Origin of the sequence: Bacillus sp. JKS001846 (genome assembly GCF_900176455.1) — a bacterium.
In the GTDB taxonomy this organism is placed as follows: domain Bacteria; phylum Bacillota; class Bacilli; order Bacillales; family Bacillaceae_G; genus Bacillus_A; species Bacillus_A cereus.
The window spans coordinates 4,812,993-4,834,140 of record NZ_FWYG01000001.1 but is presented as its reverse complement, the minus strand read 5'-3'; the positions used below and the strand labels follow the sequence as shown (position 1 = coordinate 4,834,140).

Genomic DNA, 21,148 nt, shown 5'->3' with positions numbered 1-21,148 from the left:
ATAAATGATACTTCACCACATTAATTAACTAGGTGAAATTAAAAATCTTTATTACACAAATTATGAAACAAAGGAATGATTAGTTTGAGTACAGGTGTAAAAGTAAACGACGTGAAGACAAAAACAAAAGGAGCAGATCTTGTTGTTGATTGTTTAATTAAACAAGGTGTTACACATGTTTTCGGTATTCCAGGAGCAAAGATTGACTCTGTATTTGATGTATTGCAAGAAAGAGGACCAGAGTTAATCGTTTGTCGTCATGAACAAAATGCAGCATTTATGGCAGCTGCTATTGGTAGATTAACAGGGAAACCGGGCGTATGTCTTGTAACTTCAGGACCAGGGACATCAAATTTAGCGACAGGTCTTGTTACTGCGAATGCGGAGAGTGATCCCGTTGTTGCTTTAGCTGGTGCAGTACCGCGTACGGATCGATTAAAACGTACGCATCAATCTATGGATAATGCTGCACTATTCGAACCAATCACAAAATATAGCGTAGAAGTAGAGCATCCTGATAATGTGCCAGAAGCACTTAGTAATGCATTTCGAAGTGCGACTTCCACAAATCCGGGAGCTACTTTAGTAAGTCTTCCGCAAGACGTTATGACTGCGGAAACAACTGTAGAGTCTATCGGTGCGCTTTCTAAGCCACAGCTTGGAATCGCTCCCACAAATGATATTACATATGTAGTAGAAAAAATAAAATCAGCGAAATTACCAGTTATTTTACTCGGTATGAGAGCGAGCACAAATGAAGTGACGAAAGCTGTTCGTAAATTAATTGCGGATACAGAACTTCCTGTCGTTGAAACATATCAAGCAGCTGGTGCGATTTCACGTGAGTTAGAAGATCATTTCTTCGGCCGCGTTGGATTATTCCGTAACCAACCAGGTGATATTTTACTAGAAGAAGCAGACCTTGTTATTTCTATCGGTTATGATCCAATCGAGTATGATCCAAAGTTCTGGAATAAACTTGGCGACAGAACGATTATTCATCTTGACGACCATCAAGCAGATATCGATCATGATTACCAACCAGAGCGTGAATTAATTGGTGATATTGCCTTAACGGTAAATAGCATCGCAGAAAAGTTACCGAAACTTGTGTTAAGTACGAAATCAGAAGCGGTATTAGAACGATTACGCGCAAAATTATCAGAACAAGCAGAAGTTCCAAATCGTCCTGCAGAAGGTGTTACGCATCCACTTCAAGTGATTCGTACACTTCGTTCTTTAATTAGTGACGATACAACTGTTACATGTGACATCGGTTCCCATTCTATTTGGATGGCGAGATGTTTCCGTTCTTATGAACCACGTAGATTATTATTTAGTAACGGCATGCAAACGTTAGGTGTTGCACTTCCTTGGGCAATCGCAGCGACTTTAGTAGAACCAGGTAAAAAAGTAGTTTCCGTATCAGGTGACGGTGGTTTCTTATTCTCAGCGATGGAGTTAGAAACGGCGGTACGTTTAAATTCTCCAATCGTCCATCTTGTTTGGAGAGACGGCACATATGATATGGTTGCATTCCAACAAATGATGAAATACGGCAGAACATCAGCTACAGAGTTTGGCGATGTTGATCTTGTTAAATATGCGGAAAGTTTCGGGGCGTTAGGTCTTCGTGTTAACACGCCTGATGAATTAGAAGGTGTATTAAAAGAAGCATTAGCAGCAGACGGCCCTGTCATTATTGATATTCCAATCGACTATCGTGACAACATTAAATTAAGCGAAAAATTATTACCAAACCAATTAAACTAATGGAGGCAGATTTGAGATGACTGTTGCGCAATTAATTGATATTGATGCAAAAAAAACGAAAATGAGTAATGAAGTATATCAAACATCTACAATGCTTGCGCTATTAGATGGTATATATGATGGTGTGATTAGCTTTGAAGATTTGAAAAAACATGGTGATTTTGGCATCGGCACATTTGATCAATTAGACGGTGAAATGATTGCATTTGATAATGAATTTTATCATTTACGTTCAGACGGTTCAGCGGAAAAAGTAGAGCCAGAAGAAACAACGCCATTTGCAACTGTAACGTTTTTTGAAAAAGAAATGAGTTATACGGTAGAGCGTCCGATGAATCGTGAAGAAGTTGAAGCGTTATTACATGAATTAATGCCAAGTAAAAACTTATTTTACGCTATTCGAATGGACGGTACGTTCCGTGAAGTAAGGACGAGAACTGTTCCAAGACAAGAAAAACCGTATACACCGCTCGTTGAAGTGACGAAATCACAGCCAATCTTTTCATTTGAAAATACAGAAGGTACGCTTGCTGGATTTTGGACACCAGATTACGCACAAGGTATTGGGGTAGCTGGATTCCACTTACATTATATTGATGATGAAAGAAGCGGAGGCGGACATGTTTTCGACTATGTTGTAGAAAACTGCACGATCCAAATTTGTCAAAAAGCTCATATGCATTTAGCACTTCCAGAAACAGCAGATTTTATGGCGGCTGAATTATCAAGAGAAAACTTAGAGGATAATATTGCAACTGCGGAAGGTGCGGAGTAAAAGGAGAAGACTGTTCCACTTTGGAACAGTCTTCTTTTATTTGTCGGTAAGTCGATATCGTTTATTTCTTTGAAACAAACGGATGTCCCTCATAATAAAAACGCCACGGATAATGTACAGCTTCTTCTGCATAGTCGATATTAATACGAGGTCCTGCTGTTATTTTATATTGTGATGATATGTGTTCTTCTTTTGGAACTAATTCAATATGTAACGTATCACTTTGTAACGATACACCGCGTTCTTCTAAAGTAATTCCGAGGGCACGGCATAGTTTGCCAGGACCGTTCGTTAAATTTTTGTACTGCGCTTTTGTAATTTCGGTCTTATTGTAGCGCGCTAGTTTTATTTCTTCTATTCCATCTACCGGCTCAAGAGCTCGAATGAGAACACCTTGCGGGGTGCCCACTGGCGCTGTAATAACGTTAAAGCAATGATACATACCGTAAATTAAATATACGTAAGCATGCCCTGGTGCACCAAACATAACTTCTGTGCGATCTGTTCGTCTGCCTCCGTAACTATGTGCGGCCTTATCATCTGGGCCTTTATATGCTTCTACTTCTACAATGATTCCGCTTCGCTTTATTCCGTCTACAATATGAACAAGTTTTTGCCCGAGTAATTTTTTTGCGACTTCTAACGTATCGCCTTCATAAAAGGAAGGAGGTGCCTGCATTGTACTATCTCCTTTACTAAGTGTATATGTATATAGTAAACCAAATTTTCAGTAGTAATTCTAACTCGTTCTATTTATCGGGTTTATTTCATAAATTATGGATAGAGTACAACAGCGAAGAGGGGGAGTGCGACATGATTTATCGCTTACTAGCTCTTAATATAGATGGGACACTACTATACAACAATGGAAAAATTGCAAAAGGATTAAGAGAAACAATTGAATTTGTAAAAAGAAAAGATGTATACGTTACGTTATTTACGAGTCGTAATTTTCAATCCGCTCATAAAGTAGCAAAGGCGTTAAAATTAGATTCTATATTAGTGACACATGGTGGTGCTTTCGTTTCAGCAACGTTAGATAAGCCGCACGTTCAAAGAAGATTATCTGAAGAGAAGACTTTTAACATTGTGCAAGTGTTAGAGCACTTTGATTGTAACGTACGTATTTCTCATGAACGGTTTTCAATCGGAAATCGTGAGAGAAATACACCAAACTTAATTGCGCGCACTGTATTATCAAGTGCAGACCCGTTATTTTATCCAGTTCAATTTGTAGATTCGTTAGGTGATGCGCTTCGTGACCATCCGGTAGCGGCGCCAAAAATTGATGTTCTTTTCCAAACTAAAGGTGAAAAAGAACGCGGGCTAAATACATTAAGAAAAGCATTCCAAGATGTAGAGTATGTTGAATGTGATTCAAAACGAATAGAAATTTTACCGCAAAATGTATCAAAGTTACGTGGATTACAATTGCTTGGAGAGCATTTAAATATTTCGCTAAATGAAATGGTTGCGATTGGAGATAGTATGGAAGATTTAGAGGTTATTGAAAACGTGGGACTTGGGGTAGCGATGGGGAACGCGCCTGTAGAATTAAAGCAAGCAGCAGATTGGATTACACGTTCAAATAGCGAAAACGGTGTAGAGTATATGATTAAAGAGCATTTCCGTAAGCAATTCCCGCTTCCGTTTTTGAAGAATCATAAAAATACACCGAAACGATGACAGAAAAACGTAGCTTTTTGGCTACGTTTTTTTGTTTATCTTATTAAAAACAGTGAAAGCGTTTTAAAATATGAATTGTGTATGAAATCTATACAATTCACTTGAATCCTTTAGAAAACTAATGTAAAGTGGATGATGTTGCCAAAACAGTTACACCACATGAAATATTCTTCAGATTAATTTTATTGGGCTCCCATACGTAAAAGTATTTCCGCATGACAGTTTAGTTCACGTATTATTTCAAAAATGAATTGTAGCAATCTTATTAAGTAGTTGTAGTGTTTCTTTGTTTTATTTAAATGGATTATTTTAAGTTAATGTGAGTAAGGTTTGGTACATATGATATGTACTTCTTTTTGTGGTTTTAGGAAGTTTAAAAGGGGGAATGAATTTCTTGAGGAAATCATTTAATCAAAAAATTAAAAAGTTAAGTAGTAGTTTAATAGTTGTATTACTAATATGTATGAATTTTTTAATCCATTTACCATTTAAAGCAGAGGCAGCTACAACAGAATTAAAAGGTTTAGGTGATGTATCTTATTACAACGCCATCATTTTTGGAGATCATAGTGCAACGAGTGCGGATATTGAAGGTGCGATGGCTGTTCAGAAAAATATGAACGCATCAAGTTATACAGTCGTAGCGGCTGCAACTGGAGCAAATAACTTAGCTGGAGCAACTTGGGTAGATGAAGGATATCCATCATTATTACTAGGCGGTCAATTTACGAAAGCGGGAGCAGGACAAGTAATTATTCAAGATGGAACAGTGGCGATGACAAAAGACGGTGACCCAGATGGCGCAATGAAAACATCATATGACCGTATCTCTTATAAAGAGCAAGCGGAGATTGATGCTAAGTTTAAAGAATTTAGAAAAGACGTTGATAGCGTAATTGAGGATGCGGGCCAATTACATACTGATAAACCAAAATCGGGTATGACCTTTGGAATCGGTGAAGATGTAAAGAATCCTAATATTTATGTCTCTTCAGGATTAGAAGGGCAAGAACCATTCAATGTAAAGGATGTTTATCTTCCAAATGTAAGTAACAAAGATTTTATTGTTATTCATTCAGATGCAGAAGAAGTTAATTTTGGTGGCGGTGCAATCCTGTATGATACGACAGATAAGGGCGGGTTTACATTAGTTAATACCTCTCAAGCATATGACCCTAATTCCTTCTTCACTGAGTTAGCTAGTAAAGTCATTTGGGTGTTCCCTAATGCTAAAAAGATAACAACTAAAGGATATGGTGTAGTAGGTAGTGTGTTTGCACCTAATGCAGTTGTAGAAACAAAAGGTGGTTCTATTAATGGACAAGCCTATGTTGGAGGATTACACCAAAGAGATGGTTTTGAGGTTCATAACTTTAAATTTAACTGGCCAAAGTGGAATAAGCCAGCAGCTGAAAAAGGACATTTACAAATTAAAAAAGTTGATGAAAACGATGAAAATATTGTTTTAAAAGACGCAAAATTTGATGTTATAGACAAAGATAATAACGTTGTGGCTACTGTTACAACAAACGAAAAGGGTATTGCGGAAGTTAAAGATTTACCATTTGGTGACTATTTTGTAAAAGAAATAAATGCACCAGAAGGATATATAAAAGTTGATACACCAGTCAAAGTAACAATTGATAATACAAACGTAATTGAACTTGTTATGAAGAATACGAGAAAAGTAGAGAATGGCCAATTTAAATTATTGAAAAAAGATAGTGAATCTGGTCAACTTCTACCAGGTGCAAAATTTGATGTTATCGATAAAGATGGGAAAGTTGTGGAAACAATTGTTACAGATGATAAAGGTGAAGCCTTATCGAAACAACTTCCAGTTGGAAGCTATACATTAAAAGAAGTAGAAGCACCGAAAGGATATGAATTATCATCTAGTTCAGTTTCTGTTGATGTAGAGGTCAATAAAGTAGTGACTGTAGATGTGGTGAATAAAAAGATCCCCGAAAAAGTAACGGGTCAATTCGAAATCGTGAAAGTAGATGCGGAAGATAAAACGAAAGTATTATCAGATGCAGAATTCGAAGTGTATAAAGCTGGTAAAAAAGTAGATACGTTACGAACAGATAAAACTGGTAAAGTAGTTTCACAGAAATTAGAGCCAGGAAAGTACACATTAAAAGAAACGAAAGCACCACAAGGATATAAGTTGTTAAAAGAAGAAATTGAAGTCGTTGTGGAAGCAAACAAAGTAGTAGAAGTACAAGTAGAAAACGCAAAAGAACTAGGAAGCTTACAAGTAATCAAAAAGGATTCGGAGAGTGGAAAAGTTCTAGCAGGTGCAGAATTTAAATTAAAGAACGAAGCTGGTCAAGTAGTTGGAGAAGCGAAAACAACGAATAAAGACGGTGTTGTGAAATTCGAAAACTTAGTGCCAGGAAAGTACACGTTAGAGGAAACGAAAGCGCCGGAAGGTTATAAAGCGTTAGAAGTAACAGTAGAAGTAAATGTTGTAGCAAATGAAGTAGTAAAACAAGAAGTTATGAATGAAAAAGTGAAAGAAGAAATTACAGGTCAATTAGAAATTACAAAGGTAGACGCTAATAATACAAATAAAATATTAGCAGGCGCAGTGTTTGAAATTTGGAAAGACGGAACAAAAATCGACACATTAACAACAAACAAGAGCGGTAAAGCGACTTCTAAGAAGTTAGAACCAGGAGATTACACTTTAAAAGAAATCCAAGCGCCAGAAGGATATACTTTATCCGATAAGGAAATGAAATTTACGATTTCTAATGAAAAAATTGAAGTTGTAAAGCTTCAAATTACAAATGAAAAAGATACAGAAAAAGGTCCGGAAAAACCAGGTGAAGGAACAGAAAAGCCGGGTGAAGGAACAGAAAAACCAGGTGAAGGAACAGAGAAGCCGGGTGAAGGAACAGAGAAGCCGGGTGAAGGAACAGAAAAGCCAGGCGAAGGAACAGAGAAGCCAGGTGAAGGAACAGAAAAGCCGGGTGAAGGAACAGAAAAGCCGGGTGAAGGAACAGAAAAGCCAGGCGAAGGAACAGAAAAGCCAGGTGAAGGAACAGAAAAGCCGGGTGAAGGAACAGAAAAACCAGGTGAAGGAACAGAGAAGCCAGGTGAAGGAACAGAAAAGCCAGGTGAAGGAACAGAAAAGCCGGGTGAAGGAACAGAAAAACCAGGTGAAGGAACAGAGAAGCCAGGTGAAGGAACAGAAAAACCAGGTGAGGGAGTAGAAAAACCTAATTTACCAGAAAAAGGACAAGGTTCTTCTAATAATCAACAACTTCCAGCTACAGGACACAATACGAATTACGTTCCATTCATCGGTTTTATGCTTCTGCTATTAGGAATACGTTTAAGATTCATGGCTAAAAATAGCTAAAAGATGTATAAAAGGCATCAGAGATATATAATCTCTGATGCCTTTTAAGTGAATACAGATAAAATGAAAATATCTATATGGAATGATAAATATGTTAAGCTTCAATTACGCTAAGCATTCTGTTTATAAATGCAGCTGCGTGTGCACGTTGTGATGGTCCTTTTGGTACGAATTGATTAAATTCATTACCTTTTACAATTCCATATCCATACACTCTTTGTACTTCTTCTTTAGCGTAAATTAAGTTTTGGTCTACGAATGGTAGTTCAACTTGTTTTGCAAAAATACCAGCGTGTTTTAGAGAACGATCGATCATAATAACAGCTTCTTCGCGTGTAATTGTAGTATTTGGATCAAATGTATTATCACCACGTCCGCGGATTATACCTGCGCTTGCTGCACGATTAATACCGTCTCTTAACGATGGGTGTACTTGTTCTAAGTCTGTGAAATTAGCATTTCCACTTGGTAATTGTAAAGCACGAGTAATTAGTGTAGCAAATTCAGCACGCGTTACAAGACGTTCTGGGAAGTACTTGCCGTTCCCTTCTCCTTGCATAATGCCTCTAGCTGCTAATTGACGAATGTCTTGTTCATACCATCCACCTGTAATGTCATCAGTTACGGGATTTTTTTGATTTTCCTTATAGTATGTTTCAGTTCCTTTTAAGAAAGCATCCCATTGTCCGCGTTGAATCATAAACGCAGGGCAGTTTTTTCCTGACCAAAATTGGTGTTTTTGGACCTTATCTAGAGAAATATTTAAGTCGTTCATTAAGTAAGCTGCCAATTTACGGGCATTTTCTACCGCTTTTTCATAGTTTCCATCTTGATTAACGGCAATTTCAATTCCGATAGATTCATAGTTTCCAGTTTTATTTCCAGCATGCCATCCAACTTCATTTACTGGAAGATGTTGGTAAATCTCTTTATCATCTACTGTGAAATGCCAAGATGCGGCGCGATCAGCTGTTCCGCGTGCTTGATTATCTAAGAATTTTGCATGATTTAGAGCATTGGCACCCTTCGCTGTATTAGCTGTTTCGTGAATCGTAATATATTTAGGTACCATCGGGTAGCCAGGGCGAATATCGTCATTTCCTTTTGGGACAATCATTTCTTTAAATGTAACGCCATAAATATTGTTTGTTTGTAGAGCTTCTGGCGATCTCAATAAACTATTTTTAGCAGTACGACTGTTTTTTAATAATGAAGCTTTTGTACCTTCAAATGTAGCAGAAGGTGCATAAATCCATTTTGCTGTTTCATTTATTTGGACTTTAAACCAATTTCCAGCTTGTTCAGTAGGAGTTATGACTTGTGGCTGTAGTTTCCCTTCTTCTTTAAATGATTGGAACGGAAGGGCATGTATGGAAGCTTCTTCTTTTACGATTAATTTTTGATTAGATAGTTTATGAATCTCTTGAACTTCTAAGCTATTATCATTGTTATCTATCCATCCAGCGCCAGTTGGCGTCGTTATGTAATAAGCATTTCCTTTTTTCTTTGTCGCCGTTACGACTTGTTCTGTAATCTCGATATTCGATTTGTTTTTTAAATCATTCGCGGTATATAATGAATGTTTTTTTGAAGTGTATAGTAGGAATTGGCTAGTAACCTCGATATCTTCTTCATGAGTACTATGCTCATTAACATGCTCTTTAATACTTTTAAAAACTTGATCTTCCGTATATACTTCAGCGGATTTTTCAGCACTCTCTGCAAATGAATAAGTAGGTGCAAGAACAGTTTGTAATGCAAGAGAGAGAGTTAAAACACTATAAAATTTCTTTTTCATATTTTTTTTAACACATTAGATTATGGAATCTAGTGTTAACATTCCTCCTTTTTATATTGTATTTTCACTATGTATCGATTTTAGTACTAATAAATTTTAACAAGAGAAAATGATGATGTCTATATACAGGAGCGATATTCATAAAAAGAATTATTTGAAAAAATGTAAGAGAAACAGGTAAAACCTTCTGTATTGACCTGTAAACGCCCTTCAAGTAAACTAAAGAGAGTTTGCAAATGAAAAGGTGATAATGTTGTTAATTTCAATTAAAACGTTACAAGATGATCGTTTTTTACGTCCGCTACAAAATATTGGCGGCTTATTTTTTGAAGATAGTACGATTGGATTTGAACAAGAGGAAGCGAATCTTATCGTTGATATACACATTGAGGATAATGTGAAAGCATCCGCTCGATTAACGGATGTTAGCACAGGAAATGTGTATGAAGAAACATTCTCGAAAGATTTATCTGCTTTCACAGATGAAAAAGAGCGTATGAAGCAAGTGAAACACGTTGTTTCTTATGTATATCTTTCTGTTCTTCAGCAGTTAACTGGTATTGAACAAAGCTGGGGTATTTTAACGGGAGTACGTCCGACGAAACTTCTTCATAAAATGCTTCAAAATGGTATGTCAAAAGAAGAAGCGCATCAAGAGCTTCGTGAAAGTTATTTAATTCATGAAGAGAAAATTGAACTTCTTCAGCGCATTGTTGATTGCCAATTAGCAGTTGTTCCAGATTTATACCGTTTGAAAGAAGAAGTAAGTATTTATATTGGTATTCCGTTCTGCCCAACGAAATGTGCATATTGTACATTCCCGGCTTATGCGATTAATGGACGCCAAGGGTCTGTTGATTCGTTCTTAGGTGGTTTACATTATGAAGTTCGTGAAATTGGTAAGTTTTTAAAAGAAAAAGGTGTAAAAGTTACGACGATTTATTACGGCGGAGGTACACCTACAAGTATTACAGCAGAAGAGATGGATATGCTGTATGAAGAAATGTATGAAGCGTTCCCAGATGTGAAAAATGTGCGTGAAGTAACAGTTGAGGCAGGTCGCCCAGATACGATCACGCCAGCAAAGCTAGAAGTGTTAAATAAATGGAATATTGACCGTATTAGTATTAATCCGCAGTCATACCATCAAGAGACACTAAAAGCAATTGGACGTCATCATACTGTAGAAGAAACAATTGAGAAATACCATTTAGCTCGTGAAATGGGAATGAACAATATTAATATGGACTTAATTATTGGTCTTCCTGGTGAAGGGTTAGATATCTTCAAACATACGTTAGATGAAACAGAAAAGTTAATGCCAGAATCATTAACAGTTCATACGTTATCATTCAAACGTGCTTCTGAAATGACGCAAAACAAACGTAAATATAAAGTAGCAGGTCGCGAAGAAATTACAGCGATGATGCACGAAGCAGAAGAGTGGACGCAAAAGCATAATTACGTACCATATTACCTATATCGTCAAAAGAATATTTTAGGTAACTTAGAGAACGTTGGTTATGCAATGCCGACGCAAGAAAGTATTTACAACATTGTCATTATGGAAGAAGTACAATCAATTATCGGACTTGGCTGTGGTGCATCAAGTAAATTTGTTCATCCGAAGACGGGAGCAATTACTCACTTCGCAAATCCGAAAGATCCAAAATCATATAACGATGGCTTTGTGAAATATACAGAAGATAAACTGAAAATTTTAGAAGAGCTATTTGCATAAGAAGAAAGAGGTTGTTCCGAGTTGGAACAACCTCTTTTTATCCTGCAGTAACGGGCGGTCCGATTATATCTTGTCAGTTTTTGTCGGTAAGTCGATATATTCGAAAAATCGCTGATATAATTCGAGTTGCGCTGATATATTTTGAAAATCGCTGATATATTTCAAGTTACGGTCGATATATCTGGAAAATCGCCGATATAATTTCATTTACCGTCTAGCGGTACCGTATGTAAAACTATGTCGATAATAATCAGAAAAATTAGTCAAATCATTAAAGGACAATGTCTACTTATGGACGAAATGATAGATTTATGAAAGAGAAAAGGGGGAAATTGTTGGCATGTACATGACGATAGGGAGAATTTTTGATTTATCAGTTGGTAAGTATCCGAATAAAGAGGCGTTAGTGGAACCTGAAAAGAATATTCGCTGGACGTATAAACAGTGGGATGAACAAATAAATAAAACAGCGCACGCTCTATTAGAAGACGGAGTAAGAAAGGGAGATACTGTATCTGTTTACTTATATAATTGCCGTGAATTTGTAAACGTTTACTTAGCCTGTGCGAAAATCGGAGCGATCTTTAACCCGATTAATTTCCGCTTAAAGGCGAAAGAAGTATCTTATATTCTTCAGGACGCATCCTCGAAAGTCGTTGTCTTTGAAAAAGCAGTTGAGTCAACTGTTGCTATAATTGAAAGAGATTTTCCAAATACATCTTTTTGGTCTATAGAAAACGATAAACCTTCCTATGCAAGTTCCTACCATGAAAAAGTGAATGCAGCATCTTCTGAGAAAGTAAATATCGAAATTGATGAAATGGATTATTGTTCAATGCTTTATACGAGCGGTACGACAGGTCATCCGAAAGGCGTATTACATCGTCATCGCGAAATGACTGAGCATAGTATGATTTGTACGTATTTCCTTAAATATAATAGAGATAGTGTAGGGCTTGTTGTGGCGCCTTTATATCACTGTGGTGAATTAAATGCCGGAATCATACCACGCATTCAAGTTGGCGGAAAGAATGTTATTTTGCATCATTTTGATACAGAAACAGTATTACATACGATTCAAGAAGAAAAGATTACGACGTTCTTTGCAGCGCCGACAATGTGGAATATGTTGTTGCAAAAAGATTTAGCTCAGTATGATTTAACTTCGATGAAGATTGGTATATACGGCGGAGCAGCAATGGCACCGGCGTTAGTAAAAGAATGTAAAGAACGTCTTTATATTGATCTTGTTCAAATATACGGAATGACAGAAATGGGGCCAGTTGTTGCGTTTCTCGTAGAGGAGGATCAAATTACGAAAGCTGGTTCAGCAGGCACGCCATGCTTTAGCCATGAAGTTCGTATTGTGAAACCGAACGAGGAGGCACCGGCAGAACCAGAGGATGTATTACCTCCTTATGAAGTGGGAGAAATTATTTTGCGCGGCCCAACTATGATGGCTGGCTATCATAATCGTGAAGAAGCGAATAAAAAATCGATGTATAAAGGATGGTATCATTCGGGTGATCTAGGCTATTTTGATAAAGACGGTTATTTATTCGTTGCTGATCGCGTTGATGATATGGTAATTAGCGGTGGCGTAAATATTTATCCTCGTGAAATTGAAGATTTCCTTCATAGTCATCCTGGTATATTAGATGTGGCGGTACTTGGTGAGCCAGACGAATTATGGGGAGAGCGTGTTGTGGCAGTTATTGTGAAGAAAGATGAAACAATAACAGAAGCTGATTTAGAAACGTATTGCAAAGAAAGTGATGAACTAGCAGATTATAAACGTCCGCGTCATTATTTATTTGTAGATGAACTCCCTCGTAATGCGAGCGGGAAATTGCAGAAGTTTGTACTGAGGGAGTCGTTGAAAGGTGCGAAAAAATAGAAAATGAAGGATGCCCCATATCTATGGGGTATCCTTCATTTTTCTATATTAAACAGAAGAAACAATATCTTTGTTAATTCTCATTTCTTCTTGTTGAAGGTTAATTAGCGCATTTGAAATAAGGTGGAAAAACAAAATGGATGTAATGTCCAAAAAGAAAAGACACCTTAAGGTGCCTCTCTCCGACTTGAACCATTTCATTTCATACGAATCTATCCGTATTACCATTACCCCTTTGTTATGAGTGTAAACACATACTATAAAGCAGAATCGTCTATATACACTAGATTGTTAGTTCACAAAAGACAAGAGATTTGAGATCAATATTGAAGTGACGCCACATCCCCTATAATAATTGATATGTTACGCCTTTTAAAAGAATCTGCTTTATAGAACGTGCCCACAAGTTATATTTTACTACATGTAATATTCATTTAGTGTATTTTTTGATGAATATGTATAATTACATAAACTGTATGAAAAAAAGAGAGTATACTCTGATGTTGTGTAATAAAGATAAAGCCCGCCTACGGAATAGGGGGCTTTTCTTACTTTTTATAAATATTTATTCCAATTATATTATCAGATGAGTCTAAACGAATATAAACGTCAGCTGATAAAAGGTGTGCATTATATATTCTTTGTTTATATGTTGATATCTCGAAGCGTTTTCCATTTAATTCACATTCTAGAATAATCATATCGCCATGTTCTTTCCAATTTATTAATTTAGCAGTTGTATTCATATAAACCTCCTCTGAATCATTTTATGAAAATTAGTAGAGATAGTGTGAGAAAGGAGTTTATATAACAAAAAAAGACACCTTAAGTGTCTTCTTTGATTACTATAAAAGTCGTTGAATGAAATAGGTTTCTATTTTTATTTGCGTGAAAAGCCTTCTTCATCAAGGTATTCCGCAGCTTCTGGATAAGAGTTGAATGTACCGTCTAAGTTTACACCAGCGTACACGTTCCACATGTCATCCTCTGAAATAAGAGTAAGAATATGACCATCTTCGTTCTGCCATTCTTCTTCTTTCGCAGGTTCTACAGGTGCTACTACCTCTTCTTGTGATAGAAGGTCAATTGATTTCTCAATTACTGAACGTAACTCCTCTGCTGAAAACTCACGGATGTTAACCATGCCTTTATCATCTGTTTTATAACCTTTAATACCGCTTGCATATACAAATCCATTTCCATTTGGGTGTAAATGAAATACAACGTTCTTTTTATCTAAACGACTTTCTTCAAAGTGGAAGTTTACACGTTTTAATGATACGTTCTTTCTTTCTAGTTCTGGGAAAGATTCAATAATCGATAATTTTTCTTCAAAAGTTAGCATAGTGCCTCCAAGTATATAGTAAAAGATTTAATTTGTTCATTATAGCATAGTTGCAATTGTTTCCAAAGATAAGGGGAAAACTTTTCGTTGAATACGTTTACGTCACGAGAATGTAAAAAGTAAGCTAACGAATGTATCTTTTTAGGTGTACAATGGAACATGGACTTTATACAAAGGTGGTTTTTTTATGTTTCAAAAAATAGCAAAGGAATGTTTAGCAGGATTTACTGTTGCGATTGTTGCGTTACCACTTGCGATTGCATTTGGTATTGCCGCGACAGGAACGTCTGAGGGAGCGCTTGTTGGATTGTATGGTGCGATTTTTGCAGGTTTATTCGCAGCGTTATTTGGCGGGACACCTGGGCAAGTAACAGGGCCAACTGGACCAATTACCGTTATTGCAACAGGAGTTATTGCGACGCATGGGTTAGAGGCAAGTTTTATTGCTTTTATGATGGCAGGGTTATTTCAAATTTTATTCGGTGTATGTAAGCTCGGTTCTTACGTTCGATATATTCCGTATCCTGTCGTTTCGGGATTTATGAATGGTATTGCATTAATCATTATTTTAGGTGAAATAAAGCACGTACAAAATAGTTTTCTACTTGTTGTGTTAACGATTATTGTAATGATTGTTTCTGGTAAATGGATTAAGGCGATTCCGTCTAGTTTAGTAGCACTAGTCGGTGTGACAGCTTTGCTTCCTTTATTTTCTTCTCTACTCGAAGGACTTACAGTAAAGTTACCGATTATCGGAAATCTTTCACTAAATAAAGTAATTGAAAAGATTGGAACCATTCCAGAAGCGATACCTACGCTTCATATTCCATCTTTAAGTGGAACAGGAATAGCAGCACTTATTTTACCAGCGTTTAGTATTGCTTTATTAGGATCGATTGACTCGTTGTTAACATCGGTCGTAATGGATAATGTGACAGGTACACGTCATAAAAGTAATAAAGAACTGGTCGGACAAGGTATCGGTAATATGATGAGCGGATTGTTTGGCGGATTAGCAGGTGCAGGTGCGACTGTAAGGTCTATCGTGAATATAAGAAGTGGCGGTAAAACGGCACTTTCGGCATGTATGCATAGTGTTATCTTATTTATTTTTATTATGGGTCTTGGTTCGGTCGTACAATATATTCCACTTGCTGTATTATCAGGTATTTTAATTTTAACTGGTATTGGAATGTTCGATTGGGGAAGCATGAAAAAGATGCATGTTGCTCCTAAAGGTGATGTCGTTGTTATGCTCGTAACGATGATTGTAACGGTGAAGTTCGATTTAATGATTGCTGTTGCCTTCGGTATTATTCTTTCGTTCATCATATATATGGTGAAATGTAAGGAGCGTAAAACTTCTATCGTAAAAGAAAGAGAAGAAACGTACACAATTCAAGGGCCGCTCTCTTTCCTATCAGTAGATCGTATTTTCTCTACTTTACAAGATGTGAAGTCACCGGTTGTTTTACGTATGAAAGATGTGCGTTATATGGATGTATCAGGGGCTATGGCATTATTAAATTTTGTTGAGCAATCAAATAAAGTAGGAGCAAGTGTAAAGCTTGAGCAAGTACATCCGAGTATTGAAAAAACAATCGCAGTAATGGCAAGCGATGAACAGAAAGAGCAATTGAAAATTTTAAGTGTTTAGATAGTAATTAGAATATCTCACAATCTTACATAAATTATAATGTAGAGTTGTGGGATATTTTTATAATGTTTTTAGTAATATGTATCGCAGTGACAGAGAGGAAGGGCTCTTTTGGCGTAACAGAAACGGTTATAGTTTGTACATATATAATGGAAGGAATTAGAAAAAACATTGTGAAGAGGCAGACTTAAATGGGTTCTCTTTTCTATTTTGAAAAAAAAACCAAGTATTCAACCTATAATAAATTTGTTATGATAACCAATGGGATAAAGTGAATCCCTGTCGTTTAAAACAATATGTTTGAGAGTATATGTATAAAAGAAAAGAGAAAAAATATGAATAAAACATTTGTAAAAGGAGCAGCAATTTTAACCATTACAACTTTTTTGTCGAAATTGCTTGGTAGTTTTTTTCAAATTCCATTACAAAATATTGCAGGAGATGAAGTGCTCGGTATTTTTCGCCTTGTTTTTCCTGTATATATGATTGCTCTTACATTATCGGTAGCCGGAGTTCCACTTGCAATTTCGAAACTAATTGCAGAGTTGAACGAAAAAAATAAGCAAAAGGAAATTGCGAAATTATTTAAATCAGCGTCAATTATTGGGATAGCATTTGGCGTTTTCGGCTGTTTAGTCATTGTATTATTTTCTATTGAAATTGCAAATATGCTTGGTGGACAAGAAACTAGAATGCCGTTGCTTATTACTTCATTAGCATTACTCATTGCGCCATACATGGCGGTGTATAGAGGGTATTTTCAAGGTTTCGGTGATATGAAACCAACAGGGGTATCACAGGTCATTGAGCAATTTGTACGTGTGTTTTTTATGTTAATAATTGCTTACATACTAGTATCATGGGATAAGAGTAATACTGTTATTACTAGTGGTGCGATGGTTGGCTCTTTTCTTGGAGTCATTAGTTCGCTTATATATTTGCGTATAAAATATAATAGAAGTCCATACTACAATAAAAGCAATTCCTATTCGCTCCGAGATTTAAGAGAAAACGGCAAAAAGATATTGCGGGTATCGATCCCAATCGCTATCGGAGCTTTATCAATGCCACTTTTAAATTTAGTAGACTCGCTTACAATACCGCATGTATTACAAGGATCATCAAAAGAAATTCAAGAACAATTTGGAATATACAGTCGCGGTTTTGCATTCACGCAAATAATTGTTATTTTTGCAAGTGCAATTGTATTTCCGTTAATACCACTCTTAACTTCCGCATTGGCCAAAAAAGATATAAATTTGGCGAAAATAACAATTCAAAATACAAATCGACTAGCGCATGTTTTGACAGCACCGTTAACAATATGGTTGATGGCATTAACAGTACCGTTAAATGTCGGATTGTTCACAGACGTAAAAGGCAGTAGTATGTTAACAGTTATGATTGGCAGTTCGTATTTTACTGCGGTTATGGTATTATCAATAGGTGTTTTACAGGGCATTAACCGTTCTGCACAAGCTGCGTGGATTGTTATTGGTGCGAGTTGTGTGAAAGTCGTGTTAAACATGATGTTCGTGCAGAAGTTTGGCATAGATGGAGCGGCGTATAGTACATTAATTACTTACATATTGATTTGTATTGTAAATCATTTGTATATTCGAAGCTATATTGCTTATTCTATTCATTTAAAAAGCTTTTTTGGTGTACTAGCAATAGCATGTATTTTGGGACTAGGATTGTATGAACTATGTAATGTGATAGATGTTACATCTTCAAGAATTATGACGTTATTATTCAGTGGTATAGCATTAAGTATTACAACCATTTTGTATGGTGTATGTGCTTTGAAATTAAAATGGATATCAATAAACAAAATGCCATTTTTGAAAAGATAAATATAGAAATTTAATTTTTTATTATAATTCATATGAGCTGATAAAGAGGAAACTATGTAGGGTATCAAGTGTTTAGGTAAGGAATGGGTACCAGTTTATGTTAGATGAAATAAACGGTTACCTAGTTTTGGAGGAGATTTAGGGTGCGTTTAGTCTTATCAGGATATTATGGTTTTTATAATGTTGGAGACGAGGCGATTCTACAATCAATTATTGAATCGTTAAGTAAAGAGAACCCGGATATAGAACTAGTAGTACTATCAAATGATTCTAAATATACAAAGGAAATGTATGGTGTAGAATCGGTAGATCGCTGGGATATAAAAGCTGTTTATCATGCGATAAAAAACAGTGATGGAGTTATTAGTGGTGGCGGGAGCCTTCTTCAAGATCAGACAAGTACGAAGAGTATTCTATATTATACGGGTATTATGGGACTCGCTCGATTATTAAAAAAGCCGTATTACATTTATTCACAAGGAATAGGTCCAATTACAAAAGGATATAATCGTTTATTAGTAAAATGGAACTTGTCAAAAGCTTCCTATGTATCAGTTCGAGATGAGGATTCGTTTTTATATTTAAAAGAACTTGGCATAAAAAACGATATTGAAATTGTTCCAGACCCTGTTTTAACATGGAAACGGACAAAACAATCGGATTGGTTGCAAAAGCATTCGATACATGGAAAAGTAATTGCGGTTAGTGTGCGTTATTGGAATGCAAAAGAAGATTATATAAAAAAATTAGCTGCGGCATTAAAAAAATTAAAGCAAGAAGGATACCAAATTCTATTTGTTCCAATGCATGAGCCATTTGATCAAAAAGCTTCGCGTGAAGTAGTAGACTTAATGGGAGAAGAGACGTATATGCTTCCATATAAAATGGATATCGACGAGAAAATATTCATTTTATCACAATGTTCATTACTAATTGGTATGCGTCTTCATGCACTAGTTTTTTCTGCTGTAGCCAAAACTCCAATGGTCGGGATTTCATACGATCCGAAAATTGATTCGTTTTTAAGTCAAGTGAATCAGCCAGTTATAGGAAGTGTGGATGGCGAATGGAGTGCTGAGTATTTATATGAAATTGCGAAAAAGCAATTAATGCAACAAGGAACTGTGCAGCAAGAGTTACAATTGACAATAGATGAGCTTCGGTTGCAAGGCAAACAGGCAACAAAGAAACTCATTGATCATATGGAAAAAGGCACTTTATTAAAAAAGTAAAGTGTCTTTTATTTTGTTTTGAATTTAACGAAAATTCTAATTACAAAAACGTTTTATTTTAATTCCTATTTATTATGCTAAAATGATTGCGATTATTATATAATCAAATTTGTGATAATAAATTTGTAGATTACGAGGAGGGTAAACTTGAAGACTTTTTCAAAAGGTATAACAGCAGTGGCATTAACGGGATCATTACTTTTAACTCCTATTTCAAGTTATGCGGCAAATGATGATATTACAGGACATATGTTTGAGACGAATATGCGCTCACTTATTACTAAAGGAGTTTTAATGGGGTATGGAGACAATGTATATGCGCCTGATAAATTAGTAACAAGAGCAGAGTTTGCTACATTCATAGCAAGGGCTTTAAATTTACCGAAAGCTGATTCGAATTTCGAGGATGTGCCGAAGACTTACGGTTTATATGATGGTGTAAGTAGAGCATATGGAGCGAAAATTATTAATGGTCGTACGAACGAGACATTCTCACCAAATGATGTAATTACACGTGAAGAAATGTCGATAATGGTAAAGCGAGCGTTAGACTATAAAAATATTAAAGTAGCTGTAAGTCCGCTTACCTTTACTGATAAAGATAGTATTAACTATAAAGAGCATGTGCAAGTTATGGTGGCTACTCAAATTATTAAAGGGTATCCAGAAGATAATACATTTAGACCACATTTATCAGCTACAAGAGGGATGGCTTCAGCTATGTTGGATCGCATGCTTCAGACGATTGAAAAAAACGGAAATAGCAATCCTGTAGAAACTAAGAAATATGTTGTGACAAATGTAAGAGAAAACGGAACAGAGCAAGAAGTAGAGCGCTATAATACGTATAAAGAAGCGGTTACGGCTGCTCAAAATAAAGGTATGAATGCGGTAAAATACGAGAACGAATTTTTATGGATTAAAGATGGTTTTGCAAGTGCGAAAAGAATAACTGGGCAAAACATCATTAATATTTATGATGAGAATTTGTCAACAGTATATACGTATATTCAGTATGGAACAGAATTGAAAGTGTTAGAAGTTGGCGAAGATCGTGTGAAAGTTCAACTTTCTGGTTTAACAGGTTATGTGAAGAAGAATGAAATCACTTTAATTCCTACAAATGAAATGAAACAGTCGTCTTATTATGTGAAATCAGATGGATATTTATACCATAAATATTATACATATAATACAAGTTCACCTGGATATACAGAATTTAGATATGGTGTGGCACCTTCTTTCATGAAGCAAGGACAGCAAATGTATAGTGTAGATGGAAAGACATTTGGAGACGAAACTTTCTATCAATATTTCAATTATTTATCATTACGTTCGAAAACAGATTATACAGCTGAACAACTAGATAGTTATGTGAAATCGATTAAACCAGACTCTCCATTAATTGGTTTAGGAAAGAAATTTAAAGAAGTAGAAAGCAAGTATAATGTAAATGCATTATTCTTATATTCATTAGCAATTCATGAAAGTTATTATGGAACAAGCGCTCTTGCAAAAGACAAAAATAATTTATTTGGTTTAAAAGCAACAGACGATAGTCCGTATGGTAACGGAGAAGCATTCAATTCAAAAGAAGATTGTATTGAACATGCAGCAAAATTATACATGAATGAAGGATATTTAAATCCAGGACATTGGCGTTATACAGCAACATATACAGGTGATAAAGCTGCTGGTTTAAATGCGAAATATGCATCTGATGCGAACTGGGGGAAAAAAGTAGCGGGGCATATGAACCGTTTTGATTCTTATTTAGGTAAAAAAGAATACAACAAGTACAAACTTGCACGTGTGATGAATAACGTGGAAGTGAAAAAGAATCCTAGTATATCAAATGAGCGACTGTATCGTTTAAATACAAATGTAGTTGTCACAGTTACTGGTGAAGAGATAATAAATGGAAAAGCGTGGGTTAAAGTTATTTCAGATAATCCTACTGTAACAGAAGCGTATATTGCAAAAGAAAGCTTAGAATACGTAAAACATTAATTAAATAA

Annotated in this window: 14 protein-coding genes; 10 read left to right on the top strand and 4 right to left on the bottom strand. The window is 35.9% G+C overall.

Annotated features, from left to right (window positions below; all coding sequences use genetic code 11):
* Positions 1–84: 84 nt before the first annotated feature.
* Both alsS and alsD read left to right on the top strand, forming a co-directional pair.
* On the top strand, positions 85–1,773 hold the full coding sequence (gene alsS / locus B9A45_RS25870) for an acetolactate synthase AlsS (protein WP_000103546.1): 1,689 nt from the start codon (positions 85–87) through the stop codon (positions 1,771–1,773).
* 16 nt (positions 1,774–1,789) lie between these two features.
* Complete coding sequence (gene alsD, locus B9A45_RS25865) at positions 1,790–2,548, top strand: alpha-acetolactate decarboxylase (RefSeq protein WP_000215005.1); 759 nt, start codon at positions 1,790–1,792, stop codon at positions 2,546–2,548.
* A 61-nt stretch (positions 2,549–2,609) separates the two neighbouring features.
* Here the strand turns inward: alsD and B9A45_RS25860 are convergent, their stop codons facing one another.
* A complete protein-coding gene (locus B9A45_RS25860; RefSeq protein ID WP_016109307.1) occupies positions 2,610–3,227 on the bottom strand; it encodes a DNA-3-methyladenine glycosylase in 618 nt (205 codons plus the stop codon).
* Positions 3,228–3,361: 134 nt separating this feature from the next.
* On the opposite strand from B9A45_RS25860, the gene B9A45_RS25855 reads away from it, so the two are divergent.
* Positions 3,362–4,234, top strand: coding sequence for a Cof-type HAD-IIB family hydrolase (locus tag B9A45_RS25855; protein ID WP_016109308.1), 873 nt, complete (start codon positions 3,362–3,364; stop codon positions 4,232–4,234).
* Between the two features lie 394 nt (positions 4,235–4,628).
* Positions 4,629–7,604 carry a SpaA isopeptide-forming pilin-related protein gene (locus B9A45_RS25850; protein ID WP_142263091.1) on the top strand — a complete coding sequence of 992 codons (2,976 nt, stop codon included), beginning with the start codon at positions 4,629–4,631 and terminating at the stop codon, positions 7,602–7,604.
* Between the two features lie 94 nt (positions 7,605–7,698).
* Here the strand turns inward: B9A45_RS25850 and B9A45_RS31870 are convergent, their stop codons facing one another.
* Complete coding sequence (locus tag B9A45_RS31870; protein ID WP_000726535.1) at positions 7,699–9,402, bottom strand: S-layer homology domain-containing protein; 1,704 nt, start codon at positions 9,400–9,402, stop codon at positions 7,699–7,701.
* A gap of 250 nt (positions 9,403–9,652) precedes the next feature.
* Here B9A45_RS31870 and B9A45_RS25840 point away from each other — a divergent pair, with 250 nt between their 5' ends.
* Positions 9,653–11,143, top strand: a complete 1,491-nt coding sequence (locus B9A45_RS25840) for a coproporphyrinogen III oxidase (RefSeq protein ID WP_001999181.1) — start codon at positions 9,653–9,655, stop codon at positions 11,141–11,143.
* A 340-nt stretch (positions 11,144–11,483) separates the two neighbouring features.
* Positions 11,484–13,040 (top strand): fatty acid--CoA ligase, encoded by a 1,557-nt coding sequence (locus B9A45_RS25830; RefSeq protein WP_084065411.1) that lies wholly within the window; start codon positions 11,484–11,486, stop codon positions 13,038–13,040.
* Positions 13,041–13,588: 548 nt separating this feature from the next.
* Here B9A45_RS25830 and B9A45_RS25825 read toward each other — a convergent pair.
* Positions 13,589–13,786 carry a hypothetical protein gene (locus B9A45_RS25825; RefSeq protein WP_001098258.1) on the bottom strand — a complete coding sequence of 66 codons (198 nt, stop codon included), beginning with the start codon at positions 13,784–13,786 and terminating at the stop codon, positions 13,589–13,591.
* Between the two features lie 134 nt (positions 13,787–13,920).
* Positions 13,921–14,385, bottom strand: coding sequence for a hypothetical protein (locus B9A45_RS25820; protein WP_000954998.1), 465 nt, complete (start codon positions 14,383–14,385; stop codon positions 13,921–13,923).
* Positions 14,386–14,572: 187 nt separating this feature from the next.
* Here B9A45_RS25820 and B9A45_RS25815 point away from each other — a divergent pair, with 187 nt between their 5' ends.
* The 4 genes from B9A45_RS25815 (at position 14,573) to B9A45_RS25800 (ending at position 21,140) form a co-directional block, all read left to right on the top strand.
* Positions 14,573–16,042, top strand: coding sequence for a SulP family inorganic anion transporter (locus tag B9A45_RS25815; RefSeq protein ID WP_084065409.1), 1,470 nt, complete (start codon positions 14,573–14,575; stop codon positions 16,040–16,042).
* Between the two features lie 335 nt (positions 16,043–16,377).
* A complete protein-coding gene (locus tag B9A45_RS25810; protein ID WP_084065407.1) occupies positions 16,378–17,898 on the top strand; it encodes a putative polysaccharide biosynthesis protein in 1,521 nt (506 codons plus the stop codon).
* Between the two features lie 143 nt (positions 17,899–18,041).
* On the top strand, positions 18,042–19,130 hold the full coding sequence (gene csaB / locus B9A45_RS25805; protein ID WP_001241591.1) for a polysaccharide pyruvyl transferase CsaB: 1,089 nt from the start codon (positions 18,042–18,044) through the stop codon (positions 19,128–19,130).
* Between the two features lie 147 nt (positions 19,131–19,277).
* Positions 19,278–21,140: an S-layer homology domain-containing protein gene (locus tag B9A45_RS25800; protein WP_000847506.1), complete on the top strand. Its 1,863-nt coding sequence runs from the start codon at positions 19,278–19,280 to the stop codon at positions 21,138–21,140.
* The last annotated feature ends 8 nt before the right edge of the window (positions 21,141–21,148 follow it).